The organism is Promicromonospora sp. NPDC060204, from assembly GCF_042728455.1.
Lineage (GTDB): Bacteria > Actinomycetota > Actinomycetes > Actinomycetales > Cellulomonadaceae > Promicromonospora.
Window position 1 is genome coordinate 16,300 of record NZ_JBHWZO010000006.1, and the last position, 14,975, is coordinate 31,274.

Below are 14,975 nucleotides of genomic sequence, written 5' to 3' on the forward strand. Positions count from 1 at the left end.
AGGATCCTGGAAGAACCGGCTTGGATCCGTGAAGAGTTCGCCGATCGTAGGTACGTAGGGTCGATGCCGTCAACGCGGCCGCCGGCCGTCGTCGCGCCCCCGGCCGCATCGCCGCGGCCCAGGACAAGGAGCATCTGTGTTCACACTTGGCATCGTCGGAGCCGGGCAGTTCGCCGGGCAGTTCGTCAAGCTCTGGAACCTCCACCCCGGCGTCGGGGACATCTACGTCACCGACCTGCTGCCCGAGCGCGCCGAGAAGCTCGTCGGCGAGTACGACCTCGCCGGGACCGTCCCGTCCTTCGAGGCCCTGCTCGCCTCCGACGTCGACGCCATCGCGATCTTCACGCAGCGCTGGACGCACGGGCCCCTGGTGGTCCAGGCGCTGCGCGCCGGCAAGCACGTCTACTCCTCGGTGCCGATGGCCATCTCCGAGCCGGAGATCGAGGCGATCGTCGAGGCGGTCCGGGAGACCGGGCTGACCTACATGATGGGCGAGACGAGCTACTACAACCCGGCGACCGTCCACGCCCGTGACCAGGCCGCGAAGGGCGCCTTCGGCCGGCTGTTCTACGCCGAGGGCGACTACCTGCACGACATGGACCTCGGCTTCTACGACGCGTACCGGTACAGCGGCGGTGAGAACTGGAAGTCCACCGCGAGCTACCCGCCCCTGATGTACCCCACGCACTCCCTGGGCGGGATCCTCGGCGCCTGGCAGACGCACGCGACCAGCGTCTCGGCGATCGGCGTGCTCGACGACCGCGGGGACGGGGTGTTCGACAAGGACGTGAGCCAGTTCGCCAACGACTTCTCCAACGCCACCGCGCTGTTCGAGGCCGCCGGGGGCGGCGCGTTCCGCATCAACGAGTTCCGCCGGGTCGGGTTCCCCTCGCACTTCCGCGAGTCGCGGTTCCGGTTCTTCGGCACCGAGGCCAGCATGGAGCAGCTCGTCAACGTCAGCCTCTGGCAGGACAAGCAGGAGGTCGTGGACATCACGGAGCACCTGGCTCCCAAGCCGACGCTGTCACCCGACGACCCGTCGCTGGAGCACGTCTCGCCCGCGCTGCGGGACGCCTTCACCTCGGGCTCCGCGCCGGTGCACGACCGCTCGCGGCTGCCGAAGGAGTTCGCGAACGTCTCCAACGGCCACGAGGGCAGTCACCACTTCCTGGCCGACGACTTCGTCACGGCCGTCACGACCGGCGCCCTCCCGCCGGTGAACGCCTGGGTCGCCGCGCGGTACACGATGCCCGGCATCGTGGCGCACGAGTCGGCGCTCAAGGGCGGCGTCCGCCTGGACATCCGCGACTTCGGGGACGCGCCGCAGAGCTGACGGGCCGGGGCGCTGGGGCGACCCGCGACGCCGCGTTCGGATCGCCCCCGCGGACTCACCTCGCGGTGGCCTCGTCGATCGCGGCCTCCAGCGCCTTCTCGTCGGCCTTCAGCTCCTTCTTCTCCAGCCTGGCCGCGCGGGCGATCGCGCTCTCCACGTGTGCTGCCACGTCCGACGCGGCGATGACGACCAGGCCGCTCTGCCCCTCGTCGAGGAGCTCGCCCAGGTCCTTCAGGTCGCCGCGGCTCATCCCGCCGGCGACGTGCCCGGCGAGCGCGCCGATGGCGCTGCCCCCGGCGCCGCCCGCGAGCAGGGCGCCACCCAGACCGATCGCGGGGAAGAGGGCCACGAGTGCGCCCCCGGCCAGGCCGAGACCCAGGCCGCCCCAGGCGCCGTGCCGGGTCGGCTGCTCGTGCTTCTTGACGATCTTGACCTTGCCGTCGGCGTGCCGCGAGACCACCGCCGCGTCGTAGGTGTCGATGAGACCGCTGACCTGGTAGAACTCCTTCACCGCCTCGTAGTCGGTCACCGCGTCGTCCTCGCTGCCGTAGCTGGCCGCGAAGGCCACCAGGGTGTCGAGCGCCATGTCGTCTCTCCTCGATAGCGTGGCCCGCCGTCCGCGGGGCACTCGTTCGATGGTTCGCCCGCGACGCTAGGCCGGGGTGCGCCTCGTCGAGTCACATGATTCGGGTGACCCGCCCCTTACGCCGTCGAGCCGGCGTGAGGGGCGGGTCGACGGCGGTCAGGACTCGATGGTCTGCCGGTCGCCGGATCCTCGGCCGATGGGCGTGGTGCCGGCGGTGTGGGCGACCTCGATCTTCCGCGGCTTGGCTTCCTCGCTGACGGGGATGGTCAGCGACAGGACGCCGTCGGTGTACGACGCGGAGATCCGGTCCAGTGCGAGCCCGCGGCCTACCGTGAGCTGCCGGGCGAAGGTGCCGGTGGGACGCTCCCGGACCAGCCACTGCGCGTCGTCACCCGAACGCTGCGTGCGTTCGGCGCGGACGGTCAGCGTGCGGTCCTCGACCGAGACGTCGATGGTCCCTGGATCGACTCCGGGCAGGTCCATGGACAGCACGTAGTGGTCGCCGGTGCGGAACAGGTCCATCGGCAGGGTGCCCGACTGTCGTGCGTTGCTCGCGAACGAGCCGAACAGCCGGTCCATCTCCTGGAACGGGTCCCAATAGGTAGCCATTGCGCATCACCTCCCATGCTGATGCGGTCCTGGCCCCTCCAGGACCGCGGCGCTCGACGGCGGTGGGTGCCGCCGTCCGGCTACATTCATTTTTTAGCACTCTTGATGCGAGAGTGCCAAGGGTCTGGAGCCGCAAGCGAGAAGAAGTGCTACTTGCCCTGCCGGTCGCGCGCGAGGCGCTCGCGCCGGTCCTCCTCGCGCTTGGAGTAGGCGGCGGCGCGAATCGCCTCGTCCGACTCCAGGCCAGAACCAAGGCCACCACCGACGGTTGCCGCTGATGCGACGAACCAGGCCAGGACCACCAGGTCGCCGTACCCGAGCGTCGCCCCGACGTAGCTGCCCATCAGGTCGGGGTCCAGGACGAACAGCGCCCACGCCAGGTTCACGACGTAGAGAGCGCAGTAACAGATGACCACGCCGGTCACGAGTGTCAGCACCGTTGACGCGTTGTAGAGGCGGGATCGCTCCCGTGCCTGTGGCGAGTCGCCCTCGGGGCGGTCCCACAGCTCGCCGTCGATCACGAGCCAGGCCACGACGAGGGTGACCGAGGCGACGGACGCGATCACCAGGCGCCACCACGACAGCGAGTCCGCCAGTACCCAGACCGTCGAGTTGACCGTGGCCACGGCGCCGGTCGCCAACGCCGCCACGAGCGCCGACTTCAGCCCGGGCACCAGCAGCCAGGGACGGTTCGCGAGCACCATGCCGAGCAGAAGGCGCCACCGACCCCGCAGGCGGGGCAGGACGACGCGGTGCCTGTCCTCCCCGCTCGGCTCGGCCATCGTGCTGACCAGCGAGCGCACTGCGCGCCGCGCCCGGGCGTGGACCCGCAGCCCACCGAGCGCGGGCAGAGAGAGCACCGCGGTGCGTCGGTCGGGGTCGGTATCGGCCAGCAGGTGCCGGCCGTTCCCGTCGTGAAGAGGAAGCTCGGTCAGGCCGACGACGAGGTCCCAGTCCCGCTCGCGAGCCTGGTCCTGCAGCCTGTCCAGCGCGGTCCGGAGGTCCTCGGACCCGGTCGTGAACGGCTCGCTCACCACGGTGATGTCCCATGCGACGCCACCATCGGGCGGGCGCAGATCAGCCAAGCCTTGCGCGATCACGGTCGGCGCGGCTGGGTCGGCCACGAGTCCTACGCGGACGGACTCCATCTGGTTCAGGCCCGTCGGCGTGCGACGGCTCCCCAGATGACGAGCACGAGGAGCGAGCCGACGAGGGCCCAGAACCACGTGGTCAGTGAGAAGAAGGAGTCGTTGACCTGGACGTCGAAGAGCGCCCCACCGATCCAGCCGCCCAGCAGCGCGCCGAGAACTCCGACGACGAGCGTGATGAACCATCCTCCGGCGGCTTTGCCGGGAAGGATCGCTCGGGCGATGGCGCCCATGATGAGTCCGATCAGGATCCAGCCGATGATGCCCATGGAAGCTCCGTTCGAGGATGCGTCCCCTGACGCGTGCGGACGCTCTGGCTCAAGCCCTGGAAGACGATCTGTTGCTCATCCACTTTCACCCGGTTGGCCGGCGCTCGCCACGGGAAGTCGTCAGAGCTCTCGCGGGCCGAGGTCGCTCAGCACCGCGGTGAGGTTGCGGATGCCCGCGTTGTCGTTGTCTGCCTTCCAGATCGGGCCCCAGCTGATCCTCCAGTCCTGGCGGAACGGCCGGTAGGTGAGATCGGGGCGCTGGTAGTAGCGGGCCGCGTGGCCGCCGAGCGGTTGGGCGACCTCACCGTTCGCGGTGGCGCTGAAGGCCTGTTCCAGGTCCGCGATCACCGGACCGCGCGTGATGGTGCGCCCGCCCGGTGTCTGGAACGGGTTGAAGACGTCCATGTACTCGTCCGCGAAGGCGCCGGCGGTGTCGATCACCTCGAAGGCGGCGAGATCCTCCAGGCTGACCGCGTCGGCGCGGGCCAGATCGTGGTCGAGCGCGAGGGCCACGACCATCGGCTCGGTGAACATCACCGGCCCGCTCGTGAGGTCGGGCTCCGTGATGGGGAGCCACCCGACGTACACGTCGATGTCACCCTGCCGCAGAACGGCCATGGCGTTGCTGAACGGCTGGTAGCGCACCCGAAGGTCCCAGGTGGGGTGGGCGGCGCGAAACGCGTCCCAGTACGGCCGCAGCTCCAGGGTGTTGCCGGCGGCGGTCCCGACGCGCAGCACGCCGGACCGTCCGCTCGCTGCCACGCGTGCGCGTTCGGTGCTGTCGGTGATGGCCCGGAGCAGGGGCCGCAGATCGTCCCGGAGCCGCTCACCGATCGGCGTCAGGCGCACGACACGGCTGGTGCGGTGGAACAGCGGTGCTCCGATGCTGCGCTCCTGCTTCTTGATCGCCTGGCTGACCGCCGCCTGGGACAGGTGCAGGCGCTGCGCGGTCCGGCCGAAGTGGAGTTCCTCGGTGAGGGTCAGAAAGATCTCGATCTCGCGAAGCTCCACGTCGTTCCTGTGACCGCGCCATCTCTCCCCACCCTGCGGACGGCGGACCGCGACCAGCTGCAGCGAGACATCGAGACCATGGTCGAGGCCGGGTTCACCGGGGTGCAGCTGCGCGTGCACGACGAGCAGGGCGACTGGACCGGCGTCGCCGGCCGGCAGGCGCTGGACGACGACACCCCGCCCTCGACCGACGGGCACGTCCGGATCGGCAGCAACACCAAGACGTTCGCCGCGACCGTGGCGCTGGCGCTGGTCGGCGAGAACGTGCTCAGCCTGGACGCGCCGGTGCACGACCACCTGCCTGAGCTCCGGCTGGACCCGCGCATCACCCTGCGCATGCTGCTCCAGCACACCAGCGGCGTCTTCAACTTCACCGGTGAGTACTACGACGACGGGACGTTCGTGCCCGGCATCCCCGCGACGCAGTCGGGCAAGGAGTGGGTCGACAACCGGTTCCGCACCTACGCCCCGGAGGAGCTCGTCGGGATCGCGCTGTCCAACCCGGCCCGGTTCGAGCCGGGCACGGACTGGAGCTACTCCAACACCAACTACGTGCTGGTCCGGCTGCTGATCGAGCGGGTGACCGGCCGCTCGCTCGCCGAGGAGACGCAGCGGCTGGTCCTGGGGCCGCTCGGCCTGACCGGCACGGTGCTGCCGGGCACCTCGCAGGAGATCCCCGCCCCGTACACCCATGCCTACTACCGGTACGACGACGGCGGCGAGGAGAGGACGGTCGACGTCACGCGGCACAACCCGTCCTGGATCGCCACCGGCGGAGACATGATCTCGACCACCCAGGACCTGCAGACCTTCATCGTCGGGCTGCTCACCGGCAAGCTGCTGCCCGACGCCCTGCTGACCGAGATGCTGACGCCGCACCCCAAGGCGGGCTACGGCCTGGGCGTGTTCGTGCAGCCGACCGACGCGGGCGGGACCGTCATCACCCACAACGGCGGCATCGCGGGGCACGCCGCGCTCATGTACAGCACCCCCGACGGCGGCCGCACCCTGACCGCGGCCCTGCACTACGTGGACGACCCCACGATGTCGATGGGCGCCACCTTCCAGCAGGCCAACCAGGCGCTAGTCCGGGCGGTGTTCGGCGGCGAGGAGGCGTCCGACCGGTAGACCGGCTTCAGGTACGGCTGGCGTCCCGGTGCTCCGGCACGTCGTTCACCGGAGCCAGCAGCGCGGAGGCGCCTCTCTTCCACTGGTCGAGTGCGAAGGCGGCGACGTCGCCCTCGACCGCCAGGCACGCGGTGGCACCGAGGAGGATGTCGTCCCGCAGCCCCGGATCCTGCTCGGCCAGCCGACCGGCGAGGTCATGACCGGCGATCTGCTCGTGGACGGCGTCCGCCTCGACGTGCTCGTCGAAGTATCGAGTCGTGCCGGCATCGTGACCGAGGCGTCTGAAGCCGTTGCCGTACAGCCTGCTGGGGATCGACGACGTCATCTCGTACGCGGCCAGGTGACCGACGATCGCGCCTCGGAGCCGGCGGTGCAGCCCGAACAGCGACATCGTGTTGAGCGCGACGAGCACCGGGGTGGGCACGACATCGACGTACCAGCCGTAGCTGTCGTCGAGCCCGGCGCCACGCATGGCACGCGCGAAGAGCTCCGCGTGCATGTGGCCCGACTGTCCGCCGCCGTACTCATCGGCCTGGATCTCGACCAGTGCGGCCTTCGGCGCCCCGGTCAGCCGTGGTATGGCCCACGTGTGCGGGTCGGCCTCCTTGAGCTGGTAGAGCGACTTGAGCACGAGGTACTCACGTGCCTGCTCGGCGTCGGCATGCTTGGCGACGTAACGAGCCATGCCTGGTCCGTCGTCGGCGGCGATCTCGAAGAGGCGGCGGGCGACACCTGCGGCGTCCGTCGCTGCGCAGGTCGGATGGCCCGCGCGCGAGCGCAAGGCCGCTTCGAACGGACGCTCCAAGGTTTGTCGGACTGCCAGCAGCGCGGGCTCCCACTCCCAGGTGTCGTCGACCTGGTCGACGCCTCGGTAGTGCAGCTCGTACAGCAGGCAGAGCGCGAGCTGCAGGTCCGCACCCTGCAGGACGTCCGTGGCGTCGTCGCACCCGGCGACGACATCCGCTGCGGCCTCGCGCACCCGGGCAAGACGGATGTGCGTGTCGTCGGACGGAGGCCCCGCGACGAGCACCGCGAGCAGCTCGGTGCTCAACCGGCCACGGGGTCGCGGAAGCGGTAACCGCTGGGTCCGGCGTGCGTCTCCCCGCGCCACGTCGTCCGACAAGTCATGCGTCTCCGGGGAAGTCCTGGTGCTCGTGGAAGTCATCGAAGTGTCCCGTCGGTGGTGAGGTGCGAAGTTGCCCAACGCGATGGTCGGCTCATCGTGTGCACGGAGTCGTCAGCTCGCAAGGCGTTGCACTCCTGGTCGCGCCAAGGTTGCGAGTGGCAGCGACCCCCTTATGTTGGGCGGATCAAGAGGGTGAAGCTGGAGCATCTCCGGAGGGAAGGAGGCGACGTGTCGACGCCAGACTCGCGTCCGGTCACGAATGAGGTCACTGTCCGCGCGTGCCCCGACGGCCCACTCCTGCTGCGGGGCCCGGCCACGATCGTGGACGAGGCCGGCGACGCGGTACCCCGGAGCCGCGCCACCGTGGCCTTGTGTCGCTGCGGCGGCACCGCCATCGCGCCCTGGTGCGACGGAACGCACAAGGTGAACGGCTACCGGTCCGACGACTGACCGGGCGTCCCGCACGGCAGCTCGACGACCTCGGTAGGCGGCGCCACCGCGACAAGGAGGAGACGCGCCATGGATCATCCGTCCGTCGCCGATTTCATGACCCCTGCACCGCCCGCGGTGGACGTGACCGACACGCTGCGCTCAGCCGCCCGGACGATGGCCGAGCAGGACCTGAGAGCGCTGGTGGTTCAGGACGGCACCAGAGCGGTCGGAGTCGTCACCGACCGAGACATCGTGGTGCGCGGTCTTGCCGCCGGACTCGGCGCAGAGGCCACCGTGGAGCTGGTCATCGGCGACAGCACCGTCACGGTCGGACAGTCCGACTCGGTCGAGGCCGCGTTCGACGTGATGCGCGCCGCCAGGGTTCGCCGAGTCCCGGTCCTGGACAGAGACACGGTCGTAGGACTCCTCACCTTCGGAGACCTCAATGTCGAGCGCGACATCATGTCCGTACCCACTACGTGGTGAGAAACCGCACTTCCGGCCGGCGGGAGGGGCCGGGTGGGGCGCGCGATGGCGAGTGGTGCGGGAACGCGCGAGGGTCAAGGTTCAGACCGGCAGTGCACGCGACACCGAGAGGACGGCGGCCATGCGAGCACTCACGTGGCAGGGGCAGCAGAAGGTCAGCATCGAGGACGTGCCGGACCCCCGGATCGAACAGCCGAACGACGCGATCGTCCGGGTGACCTCCACGGCCATCTGCGGGTCGGACCTGCACCTGTACGGCGTCCTGGGCGCGTTCCTCGACGCGGGGGACGTGCTGGGGCACGAGACGATGGGCGTGGTCGAGGAGGTCGGGCCGGAGGCCGGCGACCTGCGGGTCGGCGACCGGGTCGTGGTCCCGTTCGGGATCGCGTGCGGGCGGTGCTGGATGTGTCAGCACGGCTTGCAGTCCCAGTGCGAGACCACCCAGGTCACGGACCAGGGGAGCGGTGCGGCGCTGTTCGGGTACACCAAGCTGTACGGCCAGGTGCCTGGCGGGCAGGCGGAGTACCTGCGGGTGCCGCAGGCGCAGTACGGTCCGGTCGTCGTACCGGACGACGGGGAGCCCGACGAGCGGTACCTGTACCTGTCCGACGTGCTGCCCACGGCCTGGCAGGCGGTCGAGTACGCCCAGGTGCCTCCGGGCGGGTCGGTCGTCGTGCTGGGCCTTGGCCCCCTCGGCCAGATGGCGACTCGGATCGCCGCGCACCGCGGCGCGGGACTGGTCGTCGGCGTCGACCTGGTTCCGGAGCGGCTGGCGATGGCGGCCCGGCACGGCGTCAGCGTGCTCGACCAGAGGCGGACCGACGTCGCCGAGGCGGTCCGCGACCTCACCGGAGGACGCGGCCCCGACGCGGTGATCGACGCCGTGGGCATGGAGGCGCACGGCTCACCCGTCGCCGAGGCCCTGCAGAAGGCGGCCGGCGTGCTCCCCGACGTCGTGGGGCGGCCGCTGGTCGAGCACGCGAGCACCGACCGGCTGGCCGCCTTGCTCACCGCCATCGAGCTCGTCCGCCGCGGTGGGACGCTCTCCCTGGCCGGCGTCTACGGCGGCGCCAAGGACCCGCTGCCCATGCTCACGCTCTTCGACAAGCAGGTCACGATCCGGCAGGGGCAGGCCAACGTCCGGCGCTGGATCGGCGACCTGATGCCGCTCGTCCAGGACTCCGCCGACCCGCTCGGCGTGCTGGACCTGCGCACCCACCGCTGGCCGCTCGACCGGGCACCGGAGGCGTACGAGATGTTCCAGCGCAAGGACGACGGCTGCGTCAAGGTCGTGCTCGACCCGGCGGCCTGACGGTGGTGCGGGCGCCAGGACGATTCCGGCTGTGGGCGGTGCGCGGCGCGGTCGCCGCGACCGTGCTCGCCGGGACCGCCGCGTGCACCGTCGCCAGCCACCAGGAGCCGGGGCAGGCGAGCGCGGCGGTCGCCGACGCCCTGTCCCAGGCGGGCTCGGCGGCCGAGACCACGCGGATCGTCGTCGAGCAGCTCTCGCGCGGCAGCCTGACCGCCCCCATGGCAGACACGGCTCTGCTCGACCAGCTCCGCGTGCTGGACGACGCAGAGACCGCGCTGACCACCCTCGTCCCGCCCGACACCACGACGTCCGACCAGCGGGCCGCGGCGCTCGCAGCCGTCGGCGACGTGACGGACGTCGTCGTGGGCGCGCGGGAGTGGGACGCGGCCCGCGCCGGTGGCGACCTCGACGGAGCGGACGCCGTGCCGCCGACGGCCGACGCGTTGCTCGCGGACCTGGCGACGGCCACCGACGCCGTCGAGAAGGCACTGGCCGAGGCGGGTGGCCCGTGAAGAAGGTCCTGGGAGTCGCCCTCGGTGTCCTGACGGCCATCGGCGGTTTCGTCGACATCGGTGATCTGGTCACCAACGCCGTCGTCGGGTCCCGGTTCGGGCTCTCGCTCGTCTGGGTGGTGGCGCTCGGCGTGGTCGGGATCTGTCTGTTCGCGAGCATGGCGGGTCGCGTGGCCGCCGTGAGCGGCCGCGCGACGTTCGAGATCATCCGCGAGCGCCTCGGCCCGAAGGCGGCCGGCGCCAATCTCGTCGCGTCGTTCGCCATCAACCTCCTCACGCTCACGGCGGAGATCGGTGGTATCGCCCTCGCGCTCCACCTCGTCAGCAGCGTCGAGCCACGCCTCTGGATCCCGGTTGCCGCGCTGGCCGTGTGGCTGGTGCTGTGGCGCGTGAAGTTCCAGGTGATGGAGAACGTCGCGGGTCTGATGGGGTTGCTGCTGGTGGGCTTCGGCGTCGCGCTGTTCCTGCTCGGCCCTGACTGGGGTGAGCTGATGCGGCAGGCCGTGCCGCCTTCTCCGCCGTCCACGGAGCACCCGGCGGCGTACTGGTACTACGCCGTCGCGCTGTTCGGTGCCGCGATGACACCGTACGAGGTGTTCTTCTTCTCCTCGGGCGCGGTCGAGGAGCGCTGGACGGCGAAGGACCTGACGATGAACCGTGCGAACGTCCTGATCGGGTTCCCGCTCGGCGGGCTCCTCTCGGTGGCGATCGCGGCGTGCGCGGCCGTGGTGCTGTTGCCCGCGGGGATCGAGGTCTCGTCGCTGTCCCAGATCGTCCTTCCGGTGGCGCAGGCCGGGGGAGTGCTCCTGCTGGCCCTGGTCATCGTCGGCATCGTCGCGGCGACGTTCGGCGCCGCGCTGGAGACCGCGCTGTCCAGCGGGTACTCCTTGGCCCAGTACCTCGGCTGGTCGTGGGGCAAGTTCCGCAGGCCGGCCCGCGCGGCGCGGTTCCACCTCACGATGATCGTGGCGATCCTGCTCGGCGTCGGCATCCTCATGACGAGCGTGGACCCGATCGCCGTGACCGAGATGTCGGTGGTCTTCTCGGCCGTCGCCCTGCCCCTGACCTACGTGCCGATCCTGGTGGTGGCGAACGACCCGCAGTACATGGGCCGCCACGTCAACGGCCGGGTGGTGAACGCCCTGGGCACGGTGTACCTGGTGATCGTGGTCGTGGCGGCCGTCGCCGCGATACCCCTGATGATCGCGACGGGAGCCGGGTCATGACACGCGAGCGGATCGTCGACGCCCGGCTGCACCTGCTCAGCCGGCAGGTGCTCGACGTGGACGGCGAGCCCATCCGCGCCGTCGACGACCTGGAGCTGACGGGGCCCGACGGTGCGCCGGCCCGGGCCGGCGCGGAGGTCCGCGTCGGGGCGATCCTGGTCGGCCCGGTCCTGTTCGTCCGGCTCTTCGGCGGGGCGGTCCCCGTCTCCCAGCAGCCCCGGATCGCGTGGCAGGACGTCGGCCACATCGGCACGGCGATCCAGCTCACCGTGCCGTCCGACCGCCTCGACGCCGACTGGGTGGAGCACTGGCTGCGCGACCACGTCATCGGCCGCATCCCCGGGGGACGCCACGACCCGGAGGCGGGCCGATGAACGTGGGCGACCTGCTTGACGCGAGCGTCGTGGGGCCCGACGGTGCGACGCTCGGCGTCGTCGTGGACGTGCGGTTGGCGCTGGAGCTTGTCGACGAGCCGGACGACCAGCGGCGGGACCGGGAGGACCCCGAACCCCCGCTGAGCGCCCACGTCGCACCCGACGCGGTCGGTAGCGCCCGGTTGGTCGGGCTGCTGGTGAGCCCGCACAGCGGGGGATCGTTCCTGGGCTACGAGCGGACGAAGGTGCGCTCACCCTGGCCGATCGCCCAGCTGGTCCGCCGTCGCCACCGCGGCACGTTCCTCGTCGACTGGGCTGATGTCGCCGAGGTGCGTACGAGCGGCTCGCCAGTGGTCGTGCGCCTCGTCGCCGGCTTCACGAAAGGATCGCCCGAGCTGGGGGGGGTGAGCGCGTCGTGACCAACCATCCCGCTGAGCACTTCACGCTGCTCGCGGACATGCCTCGCCTCCAGACCCTGACGGAGGTCGCCGAGCTCGTCCAGCTCCTGGCTCCGGTGTACGTGCGCTTCAGCGCCGGACCCGAGGCCGACCGTGCGGCGGTCAGCCGCGACCACGAGAGCGGATGCCTGATGCCGGGGCTGAGCGTCAACCCCCTCACACCGGAACCCTGGTGGACGCGGCCCGTCGAGCACTGGATTGCCCGCCAGCTCTATCAGTACGCCCATCTCATGGTCCAGGACCGCTTTCCTTGGCTGCTGACCGGCGAGGTCTCCGCTCGCGGCCCCGACTGTGAGCCCCTGCTCGTGGCGATCACACCGGTCGCGTCGGTCGCCCCGTCGACCCTCGACCAAGCGGTGTCGCTCTACAAGCAGGCTTTCGCCCCGGGAGCCGACGGCACCTGATGCGAGCTCGGCCGGCCCCGTCCACCCAGGCGTGCGCGACCCGCTGCCGGCGACCGTGGACCACCTGGGACTGCGCTTCCGTGACGGTCGCCACAGCCGTCCGCGCTTACCGATCGGGCCTCGCGTCGTCTAGGTTGTCCTCCGTCTGACCGACGACAGCGTCGGGTCTGGTCGAGTGCCGATGAGCGCCGATCGGGGCTGGAAACCCCGGACGTCCCCTCGTCGAAGGACACTCCCATGACCTCGCCTGCCTCGCCCGCGCCTGCGTGGCGCTGGTGGATCCTCGCCACCGTCTCCCTGACCCAGCTGCTCGTCGTCCTCGACGGCACGATCGTCAACGTCGCGCTGCCGAGCGCGCAGACCCACCTCGGGCTGTCCGACACCGCGCGTCAGTGGGTCGTCACCGGCTACGCCCTCGCCTTCGGTGCGTTCCTGCTGCTCGGCGGGCGCATCGCCGACTTCTGGGGCCGCCGCCGCACCTTCGTCCTGGGCCTCGTGCTGTTCGGCGCCGCCTCCGCGTGGGGCGGCCTGGCGCAGTCCGGCGCCGAGCTGCTCGTCGCCCGCGGCGTCCAGGGCGTCGCCGCGGCGCTCATGGCGCCCGCGGCGCTGGCGATCATGACCGTCACGTTCCCGCACGGGCGTGAGCGCAACACGGCCTTCGCGATCTTCGGCGCGGTCGCCGGCGCAGGGTCCGCCGTCGGACTGCTGCTGGGCGGAGTGCTCACCGAGTTCCTCAGCTGGCGGTGGTGCCTGCTGGTCAACGTGCCGTTCGTCGTGGCCGGCGTCGTCGCGGCGCTCGTGCTGCTGACCGAGAGCCGTGCCGAGGGCGACCGCCGTTATGACGTGCTGGGCGCGGTGACGGTCAGTACCGGCCTGGCCGCGCTCGTGTACGGCCTGACGCTCGCCGAGGAGTCGTGGACGTCGGGGGCGACGCTGGGCATGCTCGCGCTGGGTCTGGTCCTGCTGGCGGCGTTCGTGCTCGTCGAGTCCCGGTCGAACCACCCGCTGCTGCCGCTGCGGGTGGTTCGGCACAGAGCCCGCGCCGCGGCGTTCCTGCTCCAGGCGATCACCGGCGCCGTGATGATCGGCGCGATGCTGTACCTGACCTTCCACCTGCAGATCGTGCTGGGCCTCAGCCCGCTGCTCGCCGGACTGGCGAGCCTGCCGATCACCGGCGGCATCATGGTCACTGTCCCGTTCGCGACGAAGCTGCTCAACCAGATCGGCCCGCGTCGGCAGCTCATCTTCGGCCCGCTCATCAGCGCCCTTGGCGTCGCGTACCTCAGTTTCATCACCGTCGACGGCAGCTACTGGGCCCAGGTGTTCCCCGGCGTCCTGGTCATGGGCATCGGCATGGGCTTCACCTTCGTCCCGCTGCAGAACCTCTCCCTGCTCGGCGTCGCCCCGCACGACGCGGGCGCCGCTGCGGCCGCCGCCAACGCCTCCAACCAGGTGGGTGGGTCGATCGGTCTCGCGGTCGTGACGGCCCTGTACGTCGCGGTCACGGCGAACGCCGCCGACCCGGGCTCGGCCCAGGCCACGGTCGACGGGTACTCCGCCGTCTTCCTCGCCGCGGCGGGCATCCTCGTTGCGGCCGCTGTGGTCGCCGCGGCGCTGATCGGCAAGGACGCCATGAAGGAGGCGGCTGCCTCCGAGAAGGCGCCGCTCCTGCACGTGGGCTGACGGCAGTGATCACACCGCCCCGCCGCGCCGCGCCGGGGCGGTGCCGCGGTACTCATGTCGGGGTGCTCAATTCCGGGAAGGGACGTGGTCGGCGACTGCGTCGAGGAGTTCTTCGGGCGTCTCGACCTGCGGCAGGTGGCCGGAGCGGGGGAGCACGGTGAACTTCGCCGTCGGGATCGCCGCGGCGTAGGCCTGGCCGTACCCGGTGCTGACGATCCCGTCGCTCTCGCCCCAGACGACGTGGACGGGCAGGTCGTCGAGCGCGCGGAGCCGCTCCAGCAGGGTGGGATCCGACATGGTCGGGCCGGCATACGAGACCAGGGCCTGGAGGTCCGGGCCCGGCCCGGTCCCTGCGGTGGTGGGCGGGGCGGGGGCCTTGCTCGGGTCATGGAAGGACAGCTTGCTCAGGTCGGCGGGCGTGAGGCCGGCGACGCTGGTCGGGGGGTACTGCTCGACCTCGATACCGATGCCGTCGATGATCACTGCACCGCTGACCCGGGGGCTGCCCAGCAGTGCGATCTCGGCGGCCAGCCAGCCGCCGAACGAGTTGCCGATCACCGTGACGTCGCCGAGGCCGAGCTCGTCGAGCAGGGCGACGTAGGCCGCCGCGAGCGTCCGGGTGGAGTCCACCCCGGGCACCCGCGGGGTGCCCGCGAAGCCGGGGTGGGTCGGGGTCAGCACGCGGGAGTGCGTGCGCTGGGCGAGCAGGGCGGCGAAGCCAGTCATCGTCGCCGGTCCGCCGCCGCCGTGCAGGAGGAGGTAAGGCTGGGTGTGGTCGCGGTCGTCGAGGGTGATCACACCGCCGGCGGCGGACGCGCTGAGAGTGCGGGCGGGCCGCGGGCTGAGGGCGGGGACGGTGTCGCTCATGGCGTGCTCCT

General features: G+C 71.1%; 18 protein-coding genes. 11 read left to right on the plus strand and 7 right to left on the minus strand.

The annotated features are described in order from the left end of the window. The first annotated feature begins 136 nt into the window (after positions 1-136). The gene (locus ACFWEJ_RS01520) at positions 137-1,333 is read left to right on the plus strand and encodes a Gfo/Idh/MocA family protein (RefSeq protein WP_377227433.1); all 1,197 of its coding nucleotides are present in this window, start codon (positions 137-139) and stop codon (positions 1,331-1,333) included. 55 nt (positions 1,334-1,388) lie between these two features. Here ACFWEJ_RS01520 and ACFWEJ_RS01525 read toward each other — a convergent pair whose 3' ends face one another. From ACFWEJ_RS01525 to ACFWEJ_RS01545, 5 genes are all read right to left on the minus strand, one after another. Further along, positions 1,389-1,919, minus strand: coding sequence for a DUF1269 domain-containing protein (locus ACFWEJ_RS01525; RefSeq protein WP_377227434.1), 531 nt, complete (start codon positions 1,917-1,919; stop codon positions 1,389-1,391). A 156-nt stretch (positions 1,920-2,075) separates the two neighbouring features. Next, positions 2,076-2,528, minus strand: coding sequence for an Hsp20/alpha crystallin family protein (locus ACFWEJ_RS01530; protein ID WP_377227435.1), 453 nt, complete (start codon positions 2,526-2,528; stop codon positions 2,076-2,078). A gap of 149 nt (positions 2,529-2,677) precedes the next feature. Then, positions 2,678-3,613 carry a hypothetical protein gene (locus ACFWEJ_RS01535; RefSeq protein ID WP_377227436.1) on the minus strand — a complete coding sequence of 312 codons (936 nt, stop codon included), beginning with the start codon at positions 3,611-3,613 and terminating at the stop codon, positions 2,678-2,680. Positions 3,614-3,681: 68 nt separating this feature from the next. Continuing rightward, a complete protein-coding gene (locus ACFWEJ_RS01540) occupies positions 3,682-3,945 on the minus strand; it encodes a GlsB/YeaQ/YmgE family stress response membrane protein (protein WP_377227437.1) in 264 nt (87 codons plus the stop codon). Positions 3,946-4,065: 120 nt separating this feature from the next. Then, entirely contained in the window at positions 4,066-4,956 is an 891-nt protein-coding gene (locus ACFWEJ_RS01545) for a LysR family transcriptional regulator (RefSeq protein WP_377227438.1), read from the minus strand. Positions 4,957-4,965: 9 nt separating this feature from the next. Between ACFWEJ_RS01545 and ACFWEJ_RS01550 the strand changes: the two genes are divergently transcribed. Then, positions 4,966-6,084: a serine hydrolase domain-containing protein gene (locus ACFWEJ_RS01550; protein WP_377227439.1), complete on the plus strand. Its 1,119-nt coding sequence runs from the start codon at positions 4,966-4,968 to the stop codon at positions 6,082-6,084. 7 nt (positions 6,085-6,091) lie between these two features. Here ACFWEJ_RS01550 and ACFWEJ_RS01555 read toward each other — a convergent pair whose 3' ends face one another. Next, complete coding sequence (locus ACFWEJ_RS01555; RefSeq protein WP_377227440.1) at positions 6,092-7,135, minus strand: iron-containing redox enzyme family protein; 1,044 nt, start codon at positions 7,133-7,135, stop codon at positions 6,092-6,094. Between the two features lie 303 nt (positions 7,136-7,438). On the opposite strand from ACFWEJ_RS01555, the gene ACFWEJ_RS01560 reads away from it, so the two are divergent. The 9 genes from ACFWEJ_RS01560 to ACFWEJ_RS01600 all read left to right on the plus strand — a co-directional run bounded on the left by ACFWEJ_RS01560 (position 7,439) and on the right by ACFWEJ_RS01600 (position 14,097). Beyond that, on the plus strand, positions 7,439-7,660 hold the full coding sequence (locus ACFWEJ_RS01560) for a CDGSH iron-sulfur domain-containing protein (RefSeq protein ID WP_377227441.1): 222 nt from the start codon (positions 7,439-7,441) through the stop codon (positions 7,658-7,660). Between the two features lie 69 nt (positions 7,661-7,729). Further along, positions 7,730-8,128, plus strand: a complete 399-nt coding sequence (locus ACFWEJ_RS01565) for a CBS domain-containing protein (RefSeq protein ID WP_377227442.1) — start codon at positions 7,730-7,732, stop codon at positions 8,126-8,128. Between the two features lie 121 nt (positions 8,129-8,249). Continuing rightward, on the plus strand, positions 8,250-9,440 hold the full coding sequence (locus tag ACFWEJ_RS01570; RefSeq protein ID WP_377227443.1) for a zinc-dependent alcohol dehydrogenase: 1,191 nt from the start codon (positions 8,250-8,252) through the stop codon (positions 9,438-9,440). Between the two features lie 38 nt (positions 9,441-9,478). Beyond that, positions 9,479-9,952 (plus strand): hypothetical protein, encoded by a 474-nt coding sequence (locus ACFWEJ_RS01575; protein ID WP_377227444.1) that lies wholly within the window; start codon positions 9,479-9,481, stop codon positions 9,950-9,952. Continuing rightward, positions 9,949-11,178 carry an NRAMP family divalent metal transporter gene (locus tag ACFWEJ_RS01580; RefSeq protein ID WP_377227445.1) on the plus strand — a complete coding sequence of 410 codons (1,230 nt, stop codon included), beginning with the start codon at positions 9,949-9,951 and terminating at the stop codon, positions 11,176-11,178. The genes ACFWEJ_RS01575 and ACFWEJ_RS01580 overlap by 4 nt, the downstream gene beginning before the upstream one ends. Next, positions 11,175-11,552: a hypothetical protein gene (locus ACFWEJ_RS01585; RefSeq protein WP_377227446.1), complete on the plus strand. Its 378-nt coding sequence runs from the start codon at positions 11,175-11,177 to the stop codon at positions 11,550-11,552. Before ACFWEJ_RS01580 ends, ACFWEJ_RS01585 begins: the two co-directional genes overlap by 4 nt. Continuing rightward, on the plus strand, positions 11,549-11,971 hold the full coding sequence (locus ACFWEJ_RS01590; protein ID WP_377227447.1) for a PRC-barrel domain containing protein: 423 nt from the start codon (positions 11,549-11,551) through the stop codon (positions 11,969-11,971). The genes ACFWEJ_RS01585 and ACFWEJ_RS01590 overlap by 4 nt, the downstream gene beginning before the upstream one ends. Then, a complete protein-coding gene (locus ACFWEJ_RS01595) occupies positions 11,968-12,414 on the plus strand; it encodes a DUF6098 family protein (RefSeq protein ID WP_377227448.1) in 447 nt (148 codons plus the stop codon). The genes ACFWEJ_RS01590 and ACFWEJ_RS01595 overlap by 4 nt, the downstream gene beginning before the upstream one ends. Before the next feature lie 237 nt (positions 12,415-12,651). Next, positions 12,652-14,097, plus strand: a complete 1,446-nt coding sequence (locus tag ACFWEJ_RS01600) for an MFS transporter (protein ID WP_377227449.1) — start codon at positions 12,652-12,654, stop codon at positions 14,095-14,097. Between the two features lie 66 nt (positions 14,098-14,163). On the opposite strand, the gene ACFWEJ_RS01605 is transcribed toward ACFWEJ_RS01600, so the two are convergent. Then, complete coding sequence (locus ACFWEJ_RS01605; RefSeq protein ID WP_377227450.1) at positions 14,164-14,964, minus strand: alpha/beta fold hydrolase; 801 nt, start codon at positions 14,962-14,964, stop codon at positions 14,164-14,166. Between the last annotated feature and the right edge of the window lie 11 nt (positions 14,965-14,975).